Source organism: Paenibacillus sp. JJ1722 (assembly GCF_048282685.1).
Taxonomy (GTDB): Bacteria; Bacillota; Bacilli; order Paenibacillales; family Paenibacillaceae; genus Paenibacillus; species Paenibacillus polymyxa_B.
In genome coordinates this window covers 981,206-1,001,580 of sequence record NZ_CP182500.1, presented here as the reverse complement: position 1 = coordinate 1,001,580, position 20,375 = coordinate 981,206, and the positions used below count along the sequence as shown (strand labels likewise).

The following is a 20,375-nucleotide window of genomic DNA, read 5'->3' as shown; positions in this document are numbered from 1 at the left end:
TGTGTAAATCGAATATTACAAACGAAAGCACCTGTAATTCATATAGAAATGGATGAATTACAGGTGCTTTTCTATTAGTTAGTAATGAGACTCCCTATTTTATTGTTTTTATGAATATTTTCCGTTCCGGCTTCCAATGCAGTTTTGTAATATGAGCATTTATGTTCAATAACTTCCATTGTTTTTTTAAGTTCTTCCATTTGTGCTTCTACAGTAGCTTTTCGTTCCATAAACATGTCATATCTTTGTTGTAGTGTGGAATCCCCACCAGAACACCAATCAATGAAATTTTTAATTTCTTTGATCGGCATCCCGGTGGATTTTAGACATTCAATTATTTTTAAAGCGTCGATATCGGATTCTTTAAATAATCTTGTTCCGCTAGATGTCCGTTCTACAAAAGGCATAAGTCCCTCCTTGTCGTAGTAACGCAAAGCGTATGCTGTAAGATTCAATTCTTTTGCGACTTCGCTGATAGAATATGTCTTCATCATGTATCTCCTATTCTTAATGACGTAGACTTCGAGTTAACTCTATGATATAAGGGGGATTCTATCAAGTTATTTGTAGAATGTCAAAGTCCCCTTATAGGAAAAGTAGAATCAGATGCTATCTAACGAAATATAATTAGCAAGAAAACAACATTACTGGATAGAGGCTTTATTAATAGATGTAATGAACCTGAACCTGTACGAGCAGAAATTCCCAAAAGGAATATAAACTTGCGCTTGACTTAGAGTTAACTATAAGGATTAACATTGATTTGCAAGAGAAAAAGTATAAATGGAAATGAATGAAGGGCAACTTCAACCGACTTCAGCTAGTTTTCAATTTATACCGATATAACTGCATTCTCTAGAAAAATACAAATAATAGGAGGCTATTTATGATAACTGCTAAAGCACGAGCTGTCGATGGCCCAGACAAACCGTTTCGATCGGCTGAAATTAAACGACGGGATCTTGATTCATACGATGTTCTGATTGAAATTAAATATGCCGGAATATGCCATTCTGACATCCACACTGCTCACGGTGAATGGGGACCAGTGAACTACCCTCTCGTACCTGGACATGAAATTGCAGGGATTGTCACGGAGGTAGGATCTAAGGTTACAAAGTACAGAGTTGGTGACCGGGTAGGGGTTGGCTGTATGGTCGATTCCTGTGGAGAATGTGAGAACTGTCGTAAAGGAGAGGAACAATACTGCCTTAAAGGAAATGTCCCTACCTATGCTGGTGTTGACAAATACGGCGAGCCTACACAAGGCGGATATTCTACCCACATTGTCGTAACTGAGGATTTTGTAGTGAAAATTCCAGATAACATTGAGCTAGACGTGGCTGCTCCATTACTTTGTGCAGGTATTACGACTTATTCACCGTTGAACCGCTGGGGTGCTGGTCCAGATAAGAAAGTGGCCGTTGTGGGAATGGGAGGCCTTGGCCATATGGCTATCAAGATTGCACATGCTATGGGTGCTGAGGTAACCGTTCTATCACAAACATTAAAGAAAAAGGATGATGGCTTGCAATTTGGTGCGGATCACTATTATGCTACAAGCGAACCAGAAACATTTGAAAAGCTTGCTGGGCACTTTGATTTGATTATTAACACGGTAAGTGCTGCCATCGATATGGATGCTTATTTTGCACTACTCAATCTAGATGGAACTTTGGTGAATGTCGGTGCCCCTGGGGAGCCGTTGTCACTAAATGTGATGTCCCTTATCGGACATCGCCGTTCATTTGCTGGTTCAATGATAGGAGGCATCCGTGAGACACAGGAAATGTTGGATTTTTGTGCAAAACACAATATTGTTCCTAAAATTGAAGTGATATCGGCCGACCAGATTGACGAAGCCTACAAACGAGTGTTGGCTTCTGATGTGAAGTATAGATTCGTGATTGACATTAGCACAATGTAAGCTATGTAAATCATAAGTTGTACAAGTGATTTTAATTTTGAAGGTGTCCCCAAAGTATTACTTGGGACACCTTCACTTTATTCTGTGTACCATCCTATTGTCCATTTCCTCTTTTTTGTATTTATTTGTAATTCAAAGATTCTACCCTTAGAATATAATACATTAGGAATAAATAGGAAGGGGGAACTTATCTATGTTTAAGAAAATGGATATTTACCGAATCCTCACTTTAATATTTGCTGTAGTTGTTATGATCTCGTCCTTACTATCCCTCGTATATCCAGATACCTACAAGGACTTATACAAAGTCTCGCAATTTTTTCTAGGGTTTATATTTTTATTTTCTGGAATTACAGAGTTTAAGGCTAACCGTAAGAGTATTGCAATTATCAACTTCTCAGTTTCCCTTCTCACTTTTTTTGTCTCTATATTTACACTTGTAGTGCGAACAGGATAACCACACGGTTCTATACCTCAGTAACAACCCTTCCATAGCTCCTCCCTCGTCATGTAAAAGAAAAGCCGAGCGAACTCAGGATCATCTGAATTGCGCTCGGCAAATGTTACGTATTTAGCAATCTTTTAGTTTTCCTCTAATTCTTCAATTCTCTGCCGCTTTCCTATGCCAAAGACAAAATATCCAACAATGACGATCGCCATGAATGATGCCCCGACAATCAACGACAAGCGTGTGTCTGGATTAAACCACATTCCAACGATCACAAGCAACAAAAAGATAATGGTAATGTAATTACTGATCGGAAAAAAACGAGATTTAAAGGTGTGATCCTTCATTTCGTCTTTCCACTTTTTCCTGAATTTAAATTGACTGATGGCTAATGCAAACCACGGTACCATGCCTGGAAGAACACTGGCGCTGTAAATATACAGAAACAGTTTGGAATCAGGCATTAAATAGTTAAATAACACCCCTACCAGCAGCAAGGAAATGGTCGTTATTATACTATTTCTAGGGACGCCGCTTGGAGAAACTTTCCCGAAAAACTTGGGAGCTTGTCCGTTCTTAGCCAACGTGTATAACATTCTTCCCGCACTGTAAATACCACTGTTACAACCAGACATCGCAGCTGTAAGTACAACAAAGTTAATGATACCCGCAGCAGCCACAATTCCTACCTTGGCAAAAGTCAGAACAAATGGACTACCGATCTCGCCTATTTGGTTCCAAGGATAAATCGTAACAATGACAAAGATTGCACCCACGTAGAAAATCAGAATACGCCAGATGATGTTTTTAATGGCTTTTCGCAGTGTCGTTTTTGGATTTTCAGCTTCACCTGCCGTAATACCCACCATTTCTATCCCTTGGTAAGCCGCTGTTACAATACAGAGTGCAAACAGAAACCCTTTCAAACCACCTGCAAAGAAGCCGCCATGGCTGTACAGATTGGATAGACCTATCGGTTGTCCACCGTTACCGAGTCCAAAGAAGATCATCCCCGTACCAACTACTAACATGAAGATAATGGCGACAATTTTAATCATCGCAAACCAAAACTCAAATTCCCCATAAAATTTCACAGCCGCCAAATTGGCCAATGCAATAATAATTACACCTGCCAAAGCCGGCAACCATTGCGGGATATCTGGAAACCAGTAGCCCACATATACCCCAATCGCAGTAACTTCCGCCATCCCTACGGTAACCCATAAAAACCAATAGCTCCAGGCGGTCAAGAAACCGGCTAAAGGGCTGATATATTTATGAGCAAATGTAGCGAATGAGCCTGTCACCGGTTCAAGAATCAGCATTTCCCCCATGATCCGCATGACAAAAAACATAATAATCCCAGCTAAGAGATAAGCCAGCAGCACTGAGGGACCTGCCCATTTTATCGTACTTGCCGATCCCATAAACAAACCGACGCCAATCGTGCCTCCAAGCGCAATCAACTCAACATGCCGTGGCTTTAGCCCTCTCGTTAATTGTTTCGATTCCAAAAGAACGCTCCCCTTCGTATATGTTCATCATCAAACGCTAATGATCCGGAAAACTGTCCCCAAACATTATTAACTTTTCAGACTGACGTGGTCGTGAGTGAACGACAACAAAGTAGTTCCACGATTCGTAAATACACCAGAAAACCACGTCCTATTTACCGTCCAAACCTTACTGTTTCTAAGACCGAGTCCGTAGCATTAGATGCATTGTATGACAAAAAACGCCTAAATACAACTGCTAATTAGCAGACATTTTTATGCATGAAATGGAAAGGAAGGCTATTCATATTTTCTGAACAATGGTCAATTTAATGTAATGCATTAGAGTGCTAAACAAACATATTTCTTCAATGATAAATATCACGATATTAAGTCTATTTGAAATCTGAGATGAAGATATAACTGGTCAATGGATTGATGCAAGTGGCGGATCTCATCTATAAAATTGAAGGGTTCAAAGCCTAGCTAAAGATCAGGCTTTTGAACCCACTTATTCAATGATGAATGAATATGTATTTATTTGAGATTTTTTATAAAATTTTTCTGATCCTTGGTAAACATATAGCCACGTCGTTCATAGAATCTGTGAGCCTGTATCCGACTTGGGTGAGATAATAGTTTGATCCCAGAAAATCCATGGGACTTTCCCCACTGTTCAAGACGCTCAATCAACATGCTACCTACACCTTGATTTCTATACTTTTCTTTAACAACAAATCCTAGTACATTTACCAAAGATTCAGAAAAAAGTAATTCATATGGGCTTCCATGAATATATCCTAAGACCTCGTTATTTTCTTCATAAACAAAGATCATATCTTTTGATTCCTTTGTAATCAATTCAATCTTCTCTTTTACTTTTTCTTCAGGAAATAGATATAGATTGGGGTTAAAATCTTGGTTCAACAAATAAATGTCATGATAATCAGATACCCTAATTTCCCTAACATTTTTTTCTTTCACTTTTGAAATACCCCCTATTTTCATCATACGATGCTTTATGTCTAAACTCATTAATCCTCACAATCTTGACCGTTAAAACAATTCAGCATCCCAATAAATGCTTCAAGTTTGGAATCCTCCCATGTTGAAATACGTTGATAAAACTCATTTTCTTTTTCTTTTAAAGCTTCCAAGGCTTTTCCACGACCATTAGCTGTCAGGGATATCAACACCCCCCGGCGATCCTCAGGGTGAGTTTCACTTTTTACATATTCCAATTGCTTAAGCTGAGTAACAAGACGGCTGACAGAGCTTCGATCCATAGCGGTGGATTCTGCCAAAAATGTAGCGCTTGCCGGACCGTACGAAAGGAGACAGCGTACGATCAGAAAAGCCGCAGGTTGTAATGATGGATCGAAAAGTGCCGCAGTTTTTACATTGAGTGCATGTGACGCGCTTATAAGTGCATTAAGTTGTTCACCAAGATTCAGTTCTAATTGCTCTCTTGTAGAATTTGGATGTTGAGTTTTATTATCCATATGTCTCCACCTTATTTAAATTAGTATGAATATATTTGACATATATCAATCAAAATACATATACTTGATATATGTCAATCATATTTTCAACTTTGGTAAGTGTCAAGCAGAAGATCTACAGTATAAAGCATCCACAACCGTAAAGCGTGGACATGAATAAGAATGTAATTAGATCGAGAATTTGGAGGATGATTTATATGTCGACATACCCGATTATTGTAATCACTGGTGCTACTAACGGTCTTGGACAATGGGTAGCAATTGAATTAGCCCAACGCGGAGCACATCTAGTCTTAACAGCCAGAAATGAAAAGCGTGCTGAAACGACTAGAAATATTCTGAGAGACTTGGCGCCAAGTACAAAGGTAGACTTTTTTTTCGGGGACCTGTCTCTTATGAAAGATGTCAAACGTATTGGGGATGAAATTAAAGCTAATTATCCAAAGATTGATGTATTAGTGAACAATGCTGGATTACATGGATTTGAACAGCGAATAACCTCAGAGGGTTTGGCAGAAATGATAGCCGTAAACTATCTTGCCCCGTGGCTGTTAACGCATACACTACTCAATTCACTAATGGAATCCACAAATGCTAGGATCGTCAATGTAGCTTCTGAAGCGTCACGCAACCATGGTGAATTAAAATTACCGGAGGATTTAATAGATACATCTGCATTTACCGCAAGAGGTTCATCTAAGATATACGGAAAGACTAAACTTCTTAATATCATGTTTACAGAAGAACTTGGACGTCAGTTGGATGGAACTGGGATCACAGTTAACGCACTTAATCCAGGATTTAACGTTACTGGCCTTGGCCGTGAGTTAGGATTTTCTTCGGTACTTGCAAAAATATTGAACGCTTTGCATATCGGAGACCCACGGAGAGGAGCAGAAATTATTATTCGTTTAGCAACAGAATCCCAATATCAAGAAGTGACAGGCGGGTATTTTAATGTTGGTACTGGTAAGCTGATTGTGCCGGCATATCCTGGTGGGGATATCAAGATGCAATGCCTACTTTGGAGTACTACAACCGAATTATTACGGCAAAAAGGCGTTATGGAATGAAATAGAATCTAAAATCGAACAATGTCCCCCCAACGAATGGTTCATTTTGTAAACTAAATCTCTCTTTTAACCGATAAATACATATGTTGGTTCTGTACTTAAATATCTCCTCCCATCTTTACATATTCAAGTACAAACGTGTATTTTTCTAAAAGGGGGCTTTCTATGAACTATCTAGACGAGCATATACTTAGCCTCAAAGCTAAAATGGTGGATCAGAAGACAGCTAATAACGATAATGTGAAATCCATCCCAGCTCAAACCCAGAAATCGGAACTGGACGGTTCCATGTTTGAAGAAACAAAGCTACTTCATGTTGAAATTGATTATCTCACGTTGGAGCCCATTACAATACTACACGGAGAGATTGGTTTCTACATCCCCAAGTCCTTCACTCCTATGCCAATGGAGCAAGCTATAATCAAATATCCTTCAGAGCATCGACCAAAGGTCATTTATACCTCATCTGAGGAGACCATCAATATCACTTTTAATCCTACAGATACCGCTCTGGAAGCGGAAGAACTGCCTGATTTTGTAGAGCAAATGGCGGATATTTTACGGTCTGTACAACCGATTCGCAACTGGTTAGGTACCGAAATGGTCACCAACTGTTCTGGACTTTCAGTTGGGCAGATTCGTTTTGTGGCGGCGGGGATCGACGGTAATCTATACAACGAAATGCTGCTCTTCATCCACAATGGACGAGTTGTCATAGGTTCCTTTAGCTGTCTGGAGATAGATCTCGAAGTATGGTTACCTGTAGCAGAATACTGGGTTCAATCCCTTTCTGTCCTTCCACCCTCCATCTATTCTACAAATGAGAAAGGAATGACTACACCATGAGTCTGGGATACGATCAAATTCAAATTCACCCTTATGAACAAATTGATCTGGAGGAGCTTACCTTAACGAAAAAAATTAACGAGCATACTCGGCTTTATTTTACAGGTATTATCCCCGATGACTTGCAAGACAGTTACGTAGAAACGACGGAAAAAAATACCATCATTGAAGTCAGTCAACAAGATGAATCTGGAGCAAGCAAGCCGCTATTTAGTGGGATTGCCCTCTCGGTCGAGGTAAAAGTCGTGCGAGGTGTGTACTATCTGGAGGTGGAAGCCATTTCCCATACGTACCGGATGGACATGAAGCAGCGTACTCGTTCTTTTCAGTATACGAAAATGACGATTCCTCAAATGCTGGAGCACATAGGTAAGGACTATGAAGGACTGGATGTGATCGACGGGGCTACTGGAGGAGAAGCCATCGGACGGCTTGCCATTCAGTATCAGGAGACAGACTGGGCGTTTTTAAGACGCATAGCCTCACGTTATCATACAAGTCTGATGCCTGTAGCCCGTTTTGACAGTCCCAAATTTTATTTTGGTATTGAGGACAGCCCTGCACAGGCGATACTGGATCATACCCGTTATACCGTACGTAAGCAATTGCTTCCTTTTCGTTATTTTCAGGAGAATGAGCAAACCAAGCTGAGTGAACACGATTTTATTTTTTATGAGGTAGAAACGGATGAGGTACTCGACTTGGGCGCTCAGTTGAATTTTCAGGGGCATAACCTATATGTGATGGAAGCCTACACCGCCATGAGTCAGGGACTGCTGCGGCATCAGTATGTGTTGGGTTCTTACCAAGGATTTCGGCAAAAAAGCTACTACCAGGATAAGCTGGCAGGAGCCTCATTAAGCGGTATTGTGCTGGACGTACGTCAGGATCAGGTGCGCATTCATCTGGATTGTGATGAACAACAGGACACAAACCAAGCACACTGGTTCAACTATTCTACTGTGTACAGTGGCGGTGGCCATACCGGCTGGTATGTCATGCCAGAAAAAGGCGATTCAGTTTCCCTCTATTTCCCCGGTAGTCGGGAAGAAGACGGCGTTGCAGGTAGTGCCGTGAGAAGGGCAGATCGCAAGAGTACGCATAACCATTTTTCCAATCCGCAAATGAAAATATGGCGTACCCCGCATGGCAAGGAAATTCGACTGGGACCGGATGAACTGGTCGTTACAGGTAAGGACGGCGCTATTTATATCAAACTGGACGATAAAGAAGGCATTCATATTGCGAGCAGCAAACAGGTGAATATTACGGCGGGAGGCAATCTCAGCCTGTCTGCGGGGAAGACGATGAGTCTATCCGCAGGTAGTCAGCTCCGTATGGATTGTAATGGCAGTCATATTGAATTAAGCGGATCGGCGGATATGAAAGGCAGCGAAGTGAAGTCGAATTAAGGATGATTAGAAATGGAAAAGCAAACAGATGTGTTAGATCAACAACAAACGGCTCTTCATCAGGCTTGGTCTTTCATTCGCAAAGAATGGGCGTTGACATGTAAATCAACACAAACACAAAGATTACAGCATATAGTAGAACATTTTCGCGCCTTTTGTGAGCTGGTTCGGCAAAAACAATTTACAGGCCGTAAAGGTCATATCGGTTACATCACCTACTCTATGCTGCGCACCACATGGCTTGAACAGAAGCCCGTTTATCTTGTTGAAGCTACGGATGCCTTATGGATGCTTGATGCTGAGCCCGTTCAGTTGGAGTACGATGCAAGTTGGATTTTTCTCTATTGGACTCAATTACGTGAACAACTTGGGGCTGAAACTTTGAAGCAACAAGTCTCCCTTTCCGAACTTGAATTGGAACAGATCATGTTGGAAGCAGCGGGATATCTTCATACGATGATCGTTAGTCTAGTTCGTCAGGCTATGAAGCAAGCAGTCCACCTACCAGAGTTTGAGGCGTTGGATCGTGAAGAAGCTTTTGAGATTCGCGTCGGAGAGTATATGGATCATAGTGTCTCCGTGTATCGGGAAGATCGAAGACCCGTGGATGCAAACATAATAAAGTCTTGGCTGGAGGAAAAAGAAGAATCGGCCTACAGCTACCAAGCACTGTCTCAAGTTCAACTGTCGGATGGAAATTACAGTTCCTTGGATTTTCGCTATACAGTCTTTCGCCAGATCGGGATGCAACAAAGTCAATTGCATCACTGTATCCTCGTAGGCACGGTATGGCAAGAAGCTCAGCTAGATGGAACCGACCTTTCGCACAGCCTGCTTCATGGAGCCGATTTCAGTGGCTGTTCCCTGCAAGAGGCTGTACTGGACGAAGTGATAAGCAATAGCGAATATGGATCGGATGCTTGGCTGGATTGGGAACCGTTAGGATTGGATGGAGTGAATTTTACAAGAGCTAATTTACAGGGAGCTAGTTTTCAACATGCACAGCTTCAAGGAGCTACTTTCCAAGATGCCGCGCTGCAAAGAGCTTTATTTAACAGCGCGGATCTAACAGGTGCCTGCTTTGTAGGAGCCGATGTTACTGACGCTTCGTTTATAGGTGCATGTTTAGTAAACGCTAATTTTACAGGAGCAAAACTACACCGGGTAAGCTTTACAGATGACCAACTAAGTGAAGCCATTGGCCTTGCTGCTATAGAAGCGCCCCTGGCTACACAGATAACAGATGCAGTGAGTAAAGGGGAGTGGATGTCATGAGGTATTACCGACTCATGGTGGACGAGCGCGTAAAGCATCGGGTGGAGACTGCGCCCCTGTCTCCCTTGCAGGTGGAAGATATCCTTTCGGGTCATACCCTTCAGGCGGATGATACTCCCCTGTTTTTAGCTGTACATACAGATTCACGAACCGTATATCCGGATTTTCTGGAGTTCCCTTTGCCGCTGGTTTCAGACTCTATGAAAGCCCTGTTGGAAAAATATATGCCTGAGCTGGAATGGAAGGCCGCTATACTTACCGATTTTCAGAAAGCCAGGCAGGATGTGTACTGGGTACTGCGTCCACCTGTGGTGGATTGTCTTTCCTCACAAACCGAGTGGTATCCCGACCACACCTTGAAGCAATTGGTACTTAAACACGGGAAAATCGAATCCTCTATATTTCGGATTGCCGGCTTGTTGGAAGCACATATCTATATCAATCTCGCGGTAGCGGAAAGTCTGCTGCGTCGTCCATTTACAGGTGTTCGTGTGCAAAAAGTAGAGATGGCCACAAAGGAGGAATAATCCGTATGGAAGAAGCAAGTGTGCAGCCTGGAACAGGTGCGAAAAAAAGCTATGTCGTGGCAGGTGCGATTTTAAGCTGTAGTTACGGTACACAGCCCACGCGTTTGAAGCGCCCTTTTAGCCATGGGGTGTATGTCAAAAATAAAGCTCAGATGAATATTGGAGATTATGTGCCCGGAGTGAACATAAAATCTTTTGGGAATTGCTCCAGTCCGCTGAATCCGGCTGTGCAAGCCAGTGAGATGGTCGATATTTATGGGGTGAAAAAGGCACCGTGTATTCCTGTCCTTACGATGCCTTGGCTGAACGGAAAAAGCGACATGCGCATCGAAGGCCAGCCTGCTCTTACGCAGAACTGTACGCATCAATGTCTTTATTGCGGACACATACAGATCGAAAATGACGGTCAGGAACTGGATTAATCAGTCGCAACCTACCACTATAAAAACAAAATGCGTTGGTGAGAGATTGGCTATCTTCTCCACCAACGCATAATATAGGTTATCTTCAAATAGTTCGCTCCACATCAGGTACCGCAAAAGGTTCGGTAAGGACAGGTGGATTCCTCAGGCAATGTAGAGTAAATTTCCTGTTCGGTAGAGTAGGCATAAGGGTTCGAAAGAACTTCAAGAAGCCGCTCCATCACACGGTAGTCTTCTCGTTCCACCGCAGCTTCCAGTGCTTCTTCTACCCGGTGGTTGCGTGGAATGATTGCAGGATTGCTGCTGCGCATCAGCTGATACGAGGAGGCTTGTGATTCCTGCTGTCTGCCCAGCCTCGCCTGCCACTGCTCGTGCCACTGGGTGAATTCCGCAGTGCTGAACAGAACCGTATCCTCCAGCTTGTTCAAAGTTAGGGCACGGAAGGTATTGGTGTAGTCGGCACGATGCTTCTGCATGATACTCAGAAGCTCCTCAATAAGAGATTCATCCTCCTGCTCTTCGTTAAAGATCCCTAGCTTCGCCCGCATTCCTGCAAGCCAATGATGGTGAAACATTTTTACAAAATCTGAAATTGCATCCTCAGCCAGTGTGACAGCCTGCTCCCTGTTGTCATGCAGCAGTGGCAAGAGCGTCTCAGCAAATCTCGCGAGATTCCACGCAGCAATATGCGGCTGATTGGCATAAGCATAGCGTCCCTGCCTGTCGATGGAACTGAACACCGTCTCAGGATCATAGGTATCCATGAAGGCGCAAGGTCCATAATCAATGGTTTCTCCGCTAAGGGTCATATTGTCGGTGTTCATCACCCCATGAATAAAACCAACTAGCTGCCATTTGGCAATCAGCTCGGCCTGACGCTTAATCACTTCCTGAAGAAGTGAAAGGTAACGGTTTTCGTCATTGGCAACTTCCGGGTAGTGTCTTTCCAATGTATAATCAGCCAGAGCACGGAGATCTTGGGACGTGCCCCATGCTGAGACGTATTGAAAGGTGCCGACGCGAAGATGACTGCCAGCCACACGGGTCAGAATGGCTCCGGGCTGCTCGGTTTCCCGGATGATCGACTCACCCGTGGATACCACCGCCAAGCTGCGGGTGGTAGCAATACCTAGCGCATGCATCGCCTCACTGATGATGTATTCGCGAAGCATCGGCCCAAGTGCCGCACGACCGTCACCACCACGGGAGTATGGCGTTCTGCCTGAGCCCTTGAGCTGAATATCAACCCGTTCACCCAAGGGATTGATCTGTTCGCCAAGCAGCAGAGCACGTCCGTCTCCTAACATGTTAAAATGCCCGAATTGATGCCCTGCGTAAGCTTGAGCAAGAGGCATAGCCCCTTCAGGAACCTGGTTACCGGCCAGCTCCGCTACGCCATCATTCCCTTGCAGCGCCGTGCCGTTCAACCCCAGTGATGCTGCCAACGGATGATTAAGAATGATCAGCTTTGGTGAGCGGACAGGAGTTAGGTTGAGCTTTGTAAACAATGATTCCGGCAAACGAGAGTAACTGTTGTCGAAGTTCCACCCTATTTTATCTGCTATTTCTTTTTTCTCCGTCATAGTGTCTCCTTTTCTGCTGCGGTATCTTAGGTTTTCCCATTTTAGTTTTTACTTCTGCCCATTTATTATCCAATTATGAAACATGGAACATACAATATGCTTTTTTATTATAATCGATTATCAAACATTAATTGTATTTGAATACCGAATGGGTCTTCAATAATACCGTAGGCTTGGCTAAACACATTATTAGATAAAGGCACAATAATTTTCACTCGATCATCTGTAATTAAGCTATCATAAAAACGTTTAATTTCTTCTAGGTCAGCACTTTGAATACATAATGAAGTATTATTCCCTACTGTATATTCTTCACTGGGATTCATTGTATCTTCTGCTATCATTACTTTTGTTTTTCCGATGGATAAGACTGAATGAGAAATATAATTTTTATTTTCATCCGTAAGCTGTATGGAGCTGTCACGTTGGGCCATGTCTTGATAGGTAACCAGAAACAATTCCTCTGCGCTGAAGTGTTTTTTGTAAAAATGTATAGCTTCTTTTGCCTTTCCGTTCATGGATAAGAAAATAGCTACTTCTAATGTTGTACTCATGGTATCAATCTCCTTTTATATGTGCTTTTAGTCAGATATCTTATGAATTTGATATATTCCCTTGAACTTATTATCATATAAAAAGGTATCAAAACATGACACCTTTATAAGGAGATTTAGATGAAGAAATCGGAAAGATTAAATGACATGATCAGATACTTAAACAGTCGAGAGTTTTTTAATTTAAATGACCTAATGGATAAATACCATATCTCAAAAAGTACAGCTCTACGTGATATTAGTTCATTGGAACAATTAGGTATGCCTATTTTTTCGGAACATGGCAGACATGGACGATATGGTATCCTAAAAAATAGATTGTTATCCCCCATTATTTTTACGATGGATGAAGTGTATGCTCTGTACTTTGCAATGTTGACGTTAGAAGCTTATCAATCCACCCCCTTTCATTTAAGTGTTAATCAACTGAATGAAAAGTTTGAACACTGTCTTTCTAAAATACAAATAAACCAGATTCATAAAATGAAAAAGGTTTTACAATTTGAAACATATCAGCATAATCATGTTAGTCGTTATTTAGATAAAATTCTAACAAGCATTCTTAATGAGAGTACCTGTAAAGTTAAATATGTAAAAAATAATCAGAAAAAAAGTTACTATATTCAATTTTTCAAAATTTCCGCTAAGTTTGGTCAATGGTATGCTACTGGAATAGAGTTACATACGAATAAATATAGAGTTTTCAGATGTGATCGAATAACCCTTATAGAAGAGGAGAACAATTCTCGCTTTTCTATAGATGAACTTCTTAGTCGTTCATTAGAAATGTATCAAACTGAGAAGAGCATTGACTTTGAAGTAGAGATTGTAGAACAAGCCAAGGATATTTTTTATAAAGAACATTATCCTTCTATGAAAATAGAAAATGGTGATAAGACAGTCATTAAGGGATTCTATAATCCAGGAGAAGAAGAATTTATCGCTCATTATTTTATGAGATATGGTCATTATGTACGATCAGTGAAGCCTGAATCTTTAAAACAGATTATTAAAGATAGAGTTGAGCACCTCTTAAACCACTATCAAAAATTATAAGGTAAAAAGGCTTTTAAGGCAGAATCCAGAAAACTTCACACCCTTTAGGAGATCTTTGGTCTATTCATTTACATTTTAGTAAAGAAAAGGAACCTGCAAGCTCCTTTTCTTTACTAGCTATGACATTTGAATCATGGCTTCCGTTTGGCGATAACAGCATAGGATACCGTTCTTGTGAATCCAGTTGGATTCCATGCAGTAAATACCCATCTGTCTTCGGCCGCGGAATAATTATTGAGAAGAAACCCTTGTTCATTTCCAGAGAAAGTCCATGCACCGCTAATCAGATTGTAGGCGTTACCGTTAATCGTAGTGCTTCTAAAGCTATTAGGAGAAATAGTGATCGGTGCGAAAGTGAATCGTGCGAACCCATCTCCAAGTTGAGTTACACGAATGGCTTTTTTAAGATTCATAATCACGTGACTATTTTTTTTCAGTTTTTTTCCCAACTTTGCTTCTGTTTTTTTAATTTTCATTAAGGTTGCCTTTCTCAAAGAAATCATCTCCTTAATTGTTTTACTTATAGTTAATGATGGAGTAGATACTTTTGAATGGACAAAATCCCCGGTAAATTGGCTTGATTTTCTGGAGGTGCTGAAACAAAAAGCCCTTCCTTAAATAAAGGAGGGCTTGATACCGCTACTTCTCATTATTTTCCGTTCCTATACCGATTTTGTTAAGCCGATATGGGTGATCATGGTGTCATACGGTTCTAATTCCATGGTTTGTTTGCCATATTCCGTTTCAATCGTCGTTCTTTGAACTTGATCGCTATTGTTAATAACAACCAACATTTTACTTTCTGGATAATAAGCACACTCTGTATATAGGTTATCCGTAATGTACTTCGTTTCATGTAACTCATTGCCTGCAAAGCGAATCAAATTCAGCAGCAACCTTGTGTTTTCCCAGCTGAATTCGAAAGAAGGAAGGTATATCCCCTTTCCTTTACCAAAGGCATGAGTAGACAGTGTTATCATACCACTCGTTTCTTCCACTACCGCAGCTGACCCATCAGTAAGATAAATGCTATTCTTTGGCGTTATACTGGCTCCTTCAGGCACCAATCCATGCTCATCCCTAACCTCATAAGTCCATCTTCCATGACCTACTCTGGAGCCTGTATCCTCATCCAGTCCAAGAACATGTGCCATTCTGAAAAAGCTGTCGTGACCTTCAACCGCAGAAGGCTGGTTGATGCCAATAAAGGTACCACCCTCATAAACCCATTTCGTCAGTAAGTCCACACACTTGTTGTCATTCCAGTACTCCCCACCACTCCATGCTGAACCAGCAGAGCCGGCATTGATCACTACATCACAATCCTGTAGAATTCCCTGACGGATATCTTCAAAATCAATGAATTGCACTTCAATCGGCAATCCGGATAAAGCCTCATTGACATGAATCAAATCATGCATATACGTTTCATGGAAATGTCCGGACAATGTCCACGATCTCAATTTTCCCCAACTATGCAGAATAGCTACCTTCGTCTTCATGTGATAGGGCTTGCCTTCATGGTGCAGTTCCTTAATTTCTCTGAACTCATTGGCAATCTTTTCGATGTAATCGCAAAAATCCGGGTAAGGCTCTACAAGATGCAAATATCCGCCCAGTCCAATCCGGTCAATAGGCTCCCGCAGCAAGGCGCGCCGAATATTAATCCAATACTTTTTGGCATCCAGCGTGGGGTTCCCCCCTTCCATAAAGGTAGGAAGTCCGCCTAAACCAACCGGAAATAAGTATGGATGCAGCCGAATCTCATGCGTATTCACTTTTACACCTGAGCAAAGTCTCGCCTCGTAACCTGAGAACACACATTTAATCAACCCGTCAAATCCAAACTCTTGAAAACGGTCATTGTAAGGCTCCATACCAACCCAACTGTCATCATAGAAAACATAGGCCAGCTTGTCGTGCCTATGCACAATGTCAATTAATTTCTTGCCAAATTCGATTACAAAATCATTGATAAATGCCATCCAATCCAGCTTGCGCTGCTCAGCCGGGATATGACTGACGCGGTATTTCCCACCATTCACAAAATCCTCGGCAGTCATCGAATACCCGTATTTCTTGGCAAACAGATCAAGCGCTCTTGAACTTACCGTAAAATCGTATGAACCCCAGTCAGAGAACAGATGGCGATTGCGCTCATTACTGCCCCAGATCCAGGCGAAATTATAAAATAAGGAGGTAAACCGAACAACCGTGGTTTCCTTATGATGGAGACACCAATCTTCCATCCAATCCAGCAGATACTTTTGCGTTTCTGCATAGACGGGATCAATCTGCATCAAATGCTCTTTGTCCCAATGATTCGTTGTGTGATTGTACATGGAAATCTCTTCCCAGATCCGGTAGGCCATGAAGCTTACGGTGTATTTATGCCAAGGAACAATTCCGGTAATGACTACATTTCCGGATTCCCTTTCATAATTCCACTGTTCTCTTGGAACTTCCTCCCCGGTCGTTCTGTCAAAAACCTGCCAATAGTTAAACGCCTCTTTGGAATCATTAACTTTGAATTGTTCAGCAAAAAAATCCTCCATCAGATAGATGGATACATAATCTTGTACAGCTACCTTCGGATTTGTAATTAAAAAACACTGCTGCAGCTTGTCAAGATTGTGGGACGCCCACTCGTTATGATCTCTGATGATACAGATTGTCGAATATATGCCGTACCCAGCGTTAATAATCTCGTCGGACAATTGCGTGCCGTCACTATCACGAATGACATCGGCACCCCACCGTTCAGCTAATTTTAGGGTCAGCGCCTCATAACCAGATTCTCCCGGTAGTGTAAAGGCCCCCGTTGTTTGTTTAGACAACTTCGATCCCTCCTAATTCAACATATCGGATAGAAAAGCCAACGCCAAGCCTTGTCCCCAGCCCTGAATCCAGTCTTTTGGAATATTGCGATACCCATCCCGATCTTTCATAACCGCTGTGCCGCCCGACACACCTAGTACCCGTCCGTCCTCGCTAATATGGTTCAAGATGCCGTCCAATGCCTTTTGCACGTATTTGGTATGCAGCGGATTGCCGTTATTGATCATGGCTGCCGCGATTCCGCAAGATGCAGACACCTCCTCGTAGGACTCCTCGTCATCCAGTACCGTCCGCCATAGGCCGTTCTCCGTTTGAACACCCTTTAGTGCCGCCAGTTGATCCCGAAGCGAACACTCCACGTCCATGCACTGCGGATATAAATACCAGTCCTTCAAATGAATTTTAACTTGCGACATGGTATAGGCTCCCCAAGCATTCGCTCTCCCCCAGAAAAATCCGGACATGTGATCCTGCTTGACATTATTGTAGCCATGGTACCAGAAACCGCTACTAGGGTCTTGCAGGTATTTGATATGCCAGTAATATTGGTTTAAGGCGTCCTGGATCATTTCCTCATCCTTTAATTTGGTTCCTACACGGAGCAGAAAAAATGCCGCCATAAACAATGTGTCCGCCCATGCCTGTTCTGGAAAATCATTAGCAACGGATACCGTATGCTGCAGAACATTGTCTCCGAACCTGAGAGCATGGTTCCGAATATAATCCACCTTGCTCATCACAATATCCCAATATTTCTGGTCCCCTGTTTCTTCATACAATGTGATCAGCATATGACCCATAGCACATGTGTTTACCGTCCAATGCGGCAGCCCCAGCTCGATATATTCATCTGCCCATTGCACAAGCATATTCAAATACTCTTTATTTCCAGTTTTTGTATAGGCTCTGGATACCCCATAATAAGCCACACCGCAAGGCCAGTCCCACGTCAAATCCATCGCCATTGTTTTTCTGACGACTTTGTCGATAACTATTAACATCTCTTCCTTGTCATAAGTTAATTGAAGCATCTATGTTCTCCTCTCTTTCGCACACGCCCCCAAAGGCGCTTGAGAGCTGTTCGTCACCGTTTTGAAAACGCTTTACTTATTCCATTGTACGCAGTAAAATAGTCTCTATCTAAGCATATTCGCAACAAAACTGTGCAATTCCAATCATTTATGTGATGATTTTGCAAAAATCCAATAAGCGACTTCCAATAAACAGTATATAGATCGAAATGGTCTAGTTCGTCTATATATTGCACCTTGGAGCGATTGGAATCGAATTTTGCAAAATCCTGATGTATATCTGCTGGTTAAAATCAAAGTCATGGGGGTATTGAATATGCCCAGAAAAAAGAAGCCCGTTATAGAATATCGGCACTACAGCTTGCCTATAAATTTCCCTGTCTTGCTATTAAGCGGTGAGCGTTGGAAGATTTCAGATATTAAAAGTGAGCATCTCCATTTCCATAACCATTTAGAGATTGGTATATGCTATTCAGATAGCGGCATCATGGAGATCAAAGGAGATTCTGTACCCTTCAAAGCGGGCGATGTGACCTTCATCCCCAGGTATCTTCCTCATACCACGTATAGTTCGCCAAATACAGCCAGTCTTTGGTCTTATATCTTTTTTTCGCCAGAGGATCTCTTTCAACATTCATTTAAAAGTGCTTACAGCAACTTCGAGCCGAATTTGTGGGTGGTTAAGGGTATGAACTGTATATTGGATAAGGAGCAACATCCCAAGGTTTATACACTTGCGACTTCAATCGTAGAGGAATTAAAACAGCAGAATCCTTACTATCAGGAAAGTGCCTACGGCTTATTGCTATCCCTTTACATAGAACTCCTTAGAATTCATTCCAGGAATGAACTGTTGGCAGATCAAGAAACAGAGCATAGTCTGAAAAGCGATTTTGTCATTTCTCCGGTTCTGGAGTACATCACGAAAAACTATATGAACCCCATTACCATGGATTTTTTGGCCGACCTGTGCCATTTAAGTACAACTCATTTTCGAAGAAAATTCCATGAAATTATGGGGACGTCGCCTCTCGATTTCCTAAACAGCACCCGAATCGAAGAGGCTTGCAAGCAGTTAAAAAGCACGGAAGATTCTATTCTTTCGATCTCCGAACAAGTCGGTTTTCACTCCATTTCCAGCTTCAACCGTTGCTTCTCCAGGCTTATGGGAAAGCCGCCAAAAGAATGGCGTAAAGGGGCGCAATCCGAAGCCCAATCCGCGAAAGCGTCTATACTGGAGTTTACGGGGTGGGTTTGATTTTACCAAACGGAATCAAGCAGCTCGTCCACTTCCCGCCAAATATCATAGTGGGTGACGTAAGACATTGCGGCATCCGTTCCAACCCCAATTTTGATATGATGTTCCACAGCCTGTCGCAGTCCCTTCAACATCGAGTCGTACACAAGCCGGGAATTTTCCTTAACAGTCTCATTCACCTTCGTTAGGCCCGTGTCCAATTTTGCTGTGGGATACGCAGCCTGCATCGTAGGAATCAAGGCGGTATAGCCCTTTAATGCCCTAGGATTGTTTTTGTACAGACTTATGATCTCCTCATCCATCTCCGCACCGTGTTCAATGGTATCCACCCCGCCCTTTAGCGCAATTCTTACGCCTTCGGTACTTTCCACATGGGCCGCTACACGCATACCGATTTTATGGGCTTCCTCGCAGATGGCGGCAACCTCTTCCTCCGTCATTTGCAAGCGGCCTGCTTCACCGACCATGTTGGCATCGGTAACCCCGCCGGTCACGCATATTTTGATTAGATCTACTCCGTTTTTCACATTGATTCTTACATTTTTTCTCGCTTCCCATGGCGAATCGCCGATCAAAGCCAAGTAGGGTGCCCCATGACCGCCCGTTACGCTCAGGAAATACCCGGACACCAAAAGATTGGGGCCAACAAACCGGTTTGCATTAATTTCATCTCGGAGCTGTACATCAGTATAAAAAAATTCACCGACGCTGCGCATCGTGGTTACACCGGAATGCAGTGCCGTCAGAGCATTTTTCTTGACCCGTTTTTTTAACACACTTCGGCCCAGCTTCGTATCCAAAATATGATGGAATGCAAAATTCAGCAGCCCTTCGCTTGCAGACAGCGTAAATGGCTTTCCATCTGCAAAAAGATGGACGTGCGCATTAATGAGGCCAGGCATCACATATTTCCCCGCTACATCAATCGTTTGATAATGACTAGGGATAGCCAAATCGCTTGCCTTTCCAATCTCCTGAATCAGCCCGTCTTCGTGAATTAAAATCGTCATCATTTTTTCAACGTCTTTTTTCGCGTCTCCATAAATCACATTACAGTTCTTAAGTGCATAACCTGTTCCCATCGTTTCTCCCTCCTGCTGCGCTCATGCTGTTTAATAATGAATTATAAA

At 42.4% G+C, this 20,375-nt stretch carries 20 protein-coding genes; 10 read left to right on the top strand and 10 right to left on the bottom strand.

All coding sequences use genetic code 11. The annotated features are described in order from the left end of the window. Positions 1-74 precede the first annotated feature (74 nt). The gene (locus ACM1ND_RS04620) at positions 75-491 is read right to left on the bottom strand and encodes a MerR family transcriptional regulator (RefSeq protein WP_023987117.1); all 417 of its coding nucleotides are present in this window, start codon (positions 489-491) and stop codon (positions 75-77) included. A 395-nt stretch (positions 492-886) separates the two neighbouring features. Here ACM1ND_RS04620 and ACM1ND_RS04615 point away from each other — a divergent pair, with 395 nt between their 5' ends. After that, positions 887-1,927, top strand: coding sequence for an NAD(P)-dependent alcohol dehydrogenase (locus ACM1ND_RS04615; RefSeq protein WP_023987116.1), 1,041 nt, complete (start codon positions 887-889; stop codon positions 1,925-1,927). 193 nt (positions 1,928-2,120) lie between these two features. Next, a complete protein-coding gene (locus ACM1ND_RS04610) occupies positions 2,121-2,384 on the top strand; it encodes a DUF3953 domain-containing protein (protein ID WP_075153776.1) in 264 nt (87 codons plus the stop codon). A 125-nt stretch (positions 2,385-2,509) separates the two neighbouring features. On the opposite strand, the gene ACM1ND_RS04605 is transcribed toward ACM1ND_RS04610, so the two are convergent. From ACM1ND_RS04605 to ACM1ND_RS04595, 3 genes are all read right to left on the bottom strand, one after another. Further along, on the bottom strand, positions 2,510-3,889 hold the full coding sequence (locus tag ACM1ND_RS04605; RefSeq protein ID WP_053324682.1) for an amino acid permease: 1,380 nt from the start codon (positions 3,887-3,889) through the stop codon (positions 2,510-2,512). Between the two features lie 516 nt (positions 3,890-4,405). After that, complete coding sequence (locus tag ACM1ND_RS04600) at positions 4,406-4,852, bottom strand: GNAT family N-acetyltransferase (protein WP_028542025.1); 447 nt, start codon at positions 4,850-4,852, stop codon at positions 4,406-4,408. A 50-nt stretch (positions 4,853-4,902) separates the two neighbouring features. Continuing rightward, the gene (locus ACM1ND_RS04595) at positions 4,903-5,370 is read right to left on the bottom strand and encodes a MarR family winged helix-turn-helix transcriptional regulator (RefSeq protein ID WP_075153775.1); all 468 of its coding nucleotides are present in this window, start codon (positions 5,368-5,370) and stop codon (positions 4,903-4,905) included. A 197-nt stretch (positions 5,371-5,567) separates the two neighbouring features. Here ACM1ND_RS04595 and ACM1ND_RS04590 point away from each other — a divergent pair, with 197 nt between their 5' ends. The 6 genes from ACM1ND_RS04590 to ACM1ND_RS04565 all read left to right on the top strand — a co-directional run bounded on the left by ACM1ND_RS04590 (position 5,568) and on the right by ACM1ND_RS04565 (position 10,925). Next, positions 5,568-6,443: an SDR family NAD(P)-dependent oxidoreductase gene (locus ACM1ND_RS04590; RefSeq protein WP_254349074.1), complete on the top strand. Its 876-nt coding sequence runs from the start codon at positions 5,568-5,570 to the stop codon at positions 6,441-6,443. Between the two features lie 165 nt (positions 6,444-6,608). After that, positions 6,609-7,289 carry a hypothetical protein gene (locus ACM1ND_RS04585; protein ID WP_418027108.1) on the top strand — a complete coding sequence of 227 codons (681 nt, stop codon included), beginning with the start codon at positions 6,609-6,611 and terminating at the stop codon, positions 7,287-7,289. Beyond that, a complete protein-coding gene (locus ACM1ND_RS04580) occupies positions 7,286-8,701 on the top strand; it encodes a phage baseplate assembly protein V (RefSeq protein WP_075153772.1) in 1,416 nt (471 codons plus the stop codon). Before ACM1ND_RS04585 ends, ACM1ND_RS04580 begins: the two co-directional genes overlap by 4 nt. A gap of 12 nt (positions 8,702-8,713) precedes the next feature. Then, positions 8,714-9,976, top strand: a complete 1,263-nt coding sequence (locus tag ACM1ND_RS04575) for a pentapeptide repeat-containing protein (protein WP_075153771.1) — start codon at positions 8,714-8,716, stop codon at positions 9,974-9,976. After that, entirely contained in the window at positions 9,973-10,503 is a 531-nt protein-coding gene (locus ACM1ND_RS04570; RefSeq protein ID WP_418027107.1) for a hypothetical protein, read from the top strand. The genes ACM1ND_RS04575 and ACM1ND_RS04570 overlap by 4 nt, the downstream gene beginning before the upstream one ends. A 5-nt stretch (positions 10,504-10,508) precedes the next feature. Further along, positions 10,509-10,925 carry a DUF4280 domain-containing protein gene (locus ACM1ND_RS04565; protein WP_013308879.1) on the top strand — a complete coding sequence of 139 codons (417 nt, stop codon included), beginning with the start codon at positions 10,509-10,511 and terminating at the stop codon, positions 10,923-10,925. Positions 10,926-11,029: 104 nt separating this feature from the next. Here the strand turns inward: ACM1ND_RS04565 and ACM1ND_RS04560 are convergent, their stop codons facing one another. Both ACM1ND_RS04560 and ACM1ND_RS04555 read right to left on the bottom strand, forming a co-directional pair. After that, the gene (locus tag ACM1ND_RS04560; RefSeq protein WP_076295789.1) at positions 11,030-12,508 is read right to left on the bottom strand and encodes a protein adenylyltransferase SelO; all 1,479 of its coding nucleotides are present in this window, start codon (positions 12,506-12,508) and stop codon (positions 11,030-11,032) included. 107 nt (positions 12,509-12,615) lie between these two features. After that, positions 12,616-13,062, bottom strand: a complete 447-nt coding sequence (locus tag ACM1ND_RS04555) for a VOC family protein (RefSeq protein WP_028542017.1) — start codon at positions 13,060-13,062, stop codon at positions 12,616-12,618. 120 nt (positions 13,063-13,182) lie between these two features. Between ACM1ND_RS04555 and ACM1ND_RS04550 the strand changes: the two genes are divergently transcribed. Further along, the gene (locus tag ACM1ND_RS04550) at positions 13,183-14,118 is read left to right on the top strand and encodes a helix-turn-helix transcriptional regulator (protein ID WP_028542016.1); all 936 of its coding nucleotides are present in this window, start codon (positions 13,183-13,185) and stop codon (positions 14,116-14,118) included. Between the two features lie 131 nt (positions 14,119-14,249). Here ACM1ND_RS04550 and ACM1ND_RS04545 read toward each other — a convergent pair whose 3' ends face one another. The 3 genes from ACM1ND_RS04545 to ACM1ND_RS04535 form a co-directional block, all read right to left on the bottom strand. Further along, positions 14,250-14,621 carry a hypothetical protein gene (locus ACM1ND_RS04545; RefSeq protein WP_226887842.1) on the bottom strand — a complete coding sequence of 124 codons (372 nt, stop codon included), beginning with the start codon at positions 14,619-14,621 and terminating at the stop codon, positions 14,250-14,252. A 159-nt stretch (positions 14,622-14,780) separates the two neighbouring features. Beyond that, complete coding sequence (gnpA, locus tag ACM1ND_RS04540) at positions 14,781-16,955, bottom strand: 1,3-beta-galactosyl-N-acetylhexosamine phosphorylase (RefSeq protein WP_418027106.1); 2,175 nt, start codon at positions 16,953-16,955, stop codon at positions 14,781-14,783. Between the two features lie 12 nt (positions 16,956-16,967). Further along, positions 16,968-17,987 carry a glycoside hydrolase family 88/105 protein gene (locus tag ACM1ND_RS04535; protein ID WP_076160019.1) on the bottom strand — a complete coding sequence of 340 codons (1,020 nt, stop codon included), beginning with the start codon at positions 17,985-17,987 and terminating at the stop codon, positions 16,968-16,970. A 301-nt stretch (positions 17,988-18,288) separates the two neighbouring features. Between ACM1ND_RS04535 and ACM1ND_RS04530 the strand changes: the two genes are divergently transcribed. Continuing rightward, on the top strand, positions 18,289-19,245 hold the full coding sequence (locus ACM1ND_RS04530; RefSeq protein ID WP_331280960.1) for an AraC family transcriptional regulator: 957 nt from the start codon (positions 18,289-18,291) through the stop codon (positions 19,243-19,245). Between the two features lie 2 nt (positions 19,246-19,247). Here ACM1ND_RS04530 and ACM1ND_RS04525 read toward each other — a convergent pair whose 3' ends face one another. Further along, entirely contained in the window at positions 19,248-20,327 is a 1,080-nt protein-coding gene (locus ACM1ND_RS04525; protein WP_418027105.1) for an amidohydrolase family protein, read from the bottom strand. Between the last annotated feature and the right edge of the window lie 48 nt (positions 20,328-20,375).

What these genes read in the sequence shown, in the direction of transcription:
- ACM1ND_RS04620 (WP_023987117.1), bottom strand. Translation starts at nt 491, where the DNA reads ATGAAGACATATTCTATCAGCGAAGTCGCAAAAGAATTGAATCTTACA.
- ACM1ND_RS04615 (WP_023987116.1), top strand. Translation starts at nt 887, where the DNA reads ATGATAACTGCTAAAGCACGAGCTGTCGATGGCCCAGACAAACCGTTT.
- ACM1ND_RS04610 (WP_075153776.1), top strand. Translation starts at nt 2,121, where the DNA reads ATGTTTAAGAAAATGGATATTTACCGAATCCTCACTTTAATATTTGCT.
- ACM1ND_RS04595 (WP_075153775.1), bottom strand. Translation starts at nt 5,370, where the DNA reads ATGGATAATAAAACTCAACATCCAAATTCTACAAGAGAGCAATTAGAA.
- ACM1ND_RS04590 (WP_254349074.1), top strand. Translation starts at nt 5,568, where the DNA reads ATGTCGACATACCCGATTATTGTAATCACTGGTGCTACTAACGGTCTT.
- ACM1ND_RS04585 (WP_418027108.1), top strand. Translation starts at nt 6,609, where the DNA reads ATGAACTATCTAGACGAGCATATACTTAGCCTCAAAGCTAAAATGGTG.
- ACM1ND_RS04580 (WP_075153772.1), top strand. Translation starts at nt 7,286, where the DNA reads ATGAGTCTGGGATACGATCAAATTCAAATTCACCCTTATGAACAAATT.
- ACM1ND_RS04575 (WP_075153771.1), top strand. Translation starts at nt 8,714, where the DNA reads ATGGAAAAGCAAACAGATGTGTTAGATCAACAACAAACGGCTCTTCAT.
- ACM1ND_RS04570 (WP_418027107.1), top strand. Translation starts at nt 9,973, where the DNA reads ATGAGGTATTACCGACTCATGGTGGACGAGCGCGTAAAGCATCGGGTG.
- ACM1ND_RS04565 (WP_013308879.1), top strand. Translation starts at nt 10,509, where the DNA reads ATGGAAGAAGCAAGTGTGCAGCCTGGAACAGGTGCGAAAAAAAGCTAT.
- ACM1ND_RS04560 (WP_076295789.1), bottom strand. Translation starts at nt 12,508, where the DNA reads ATGACGGAGAAAAAAGAAATAGCAGATAAAATAGGGTGGAACTTCGAC.
- ACM1ND_RS04555 (WP_028542017.1), bottom strand. Translation starts at nt 13,062, where the DNA reads ATGAGTACAACATTAGAAGTAGCTATTTTCTTATCCATGAACGGAAAG.
- ACM1ND_RS04550 (WP_028542016.1), top strand. Translation starts at nt 13,183, where the DNA reads ATGAAGAAATCGGAAAGATTAAATGACATGATCAGATACTTAAACAGT.
- ACM1ND_RS04545 (WP_226887842.1), bottom strand. Translation starts at nt 14,621, where the DNA reads ATGATTTCTTTGAGAAAGGCAACCTTAATGAAAATTAAAAAAACAGAA.
- ACM1ND_RS04535 (WP_076160019.1), bottom strand. Translation starts at nt 17,987, where the DNA reads ATGCTTCAATTAACTTATGACAAGGAAGAGATGTTAATAGTTATCGAC.
- ACM1ND_RS04530 (WP_331280960.1), top strand. Translation starts at nt 18,289, where the DNA reads ATGGGGGTATTGAATATGCCCAGAAAAAAGAAGCCCGTTATAGAATAT.
- ACM1ND_RS04525 (WP_418027105.1), bottom strand. Translation starts at nt 20,327, where the DNA reads ATGGGAACAGGTTATGCACTTAAGAACTGTAATGTGATTTATGGAGAC.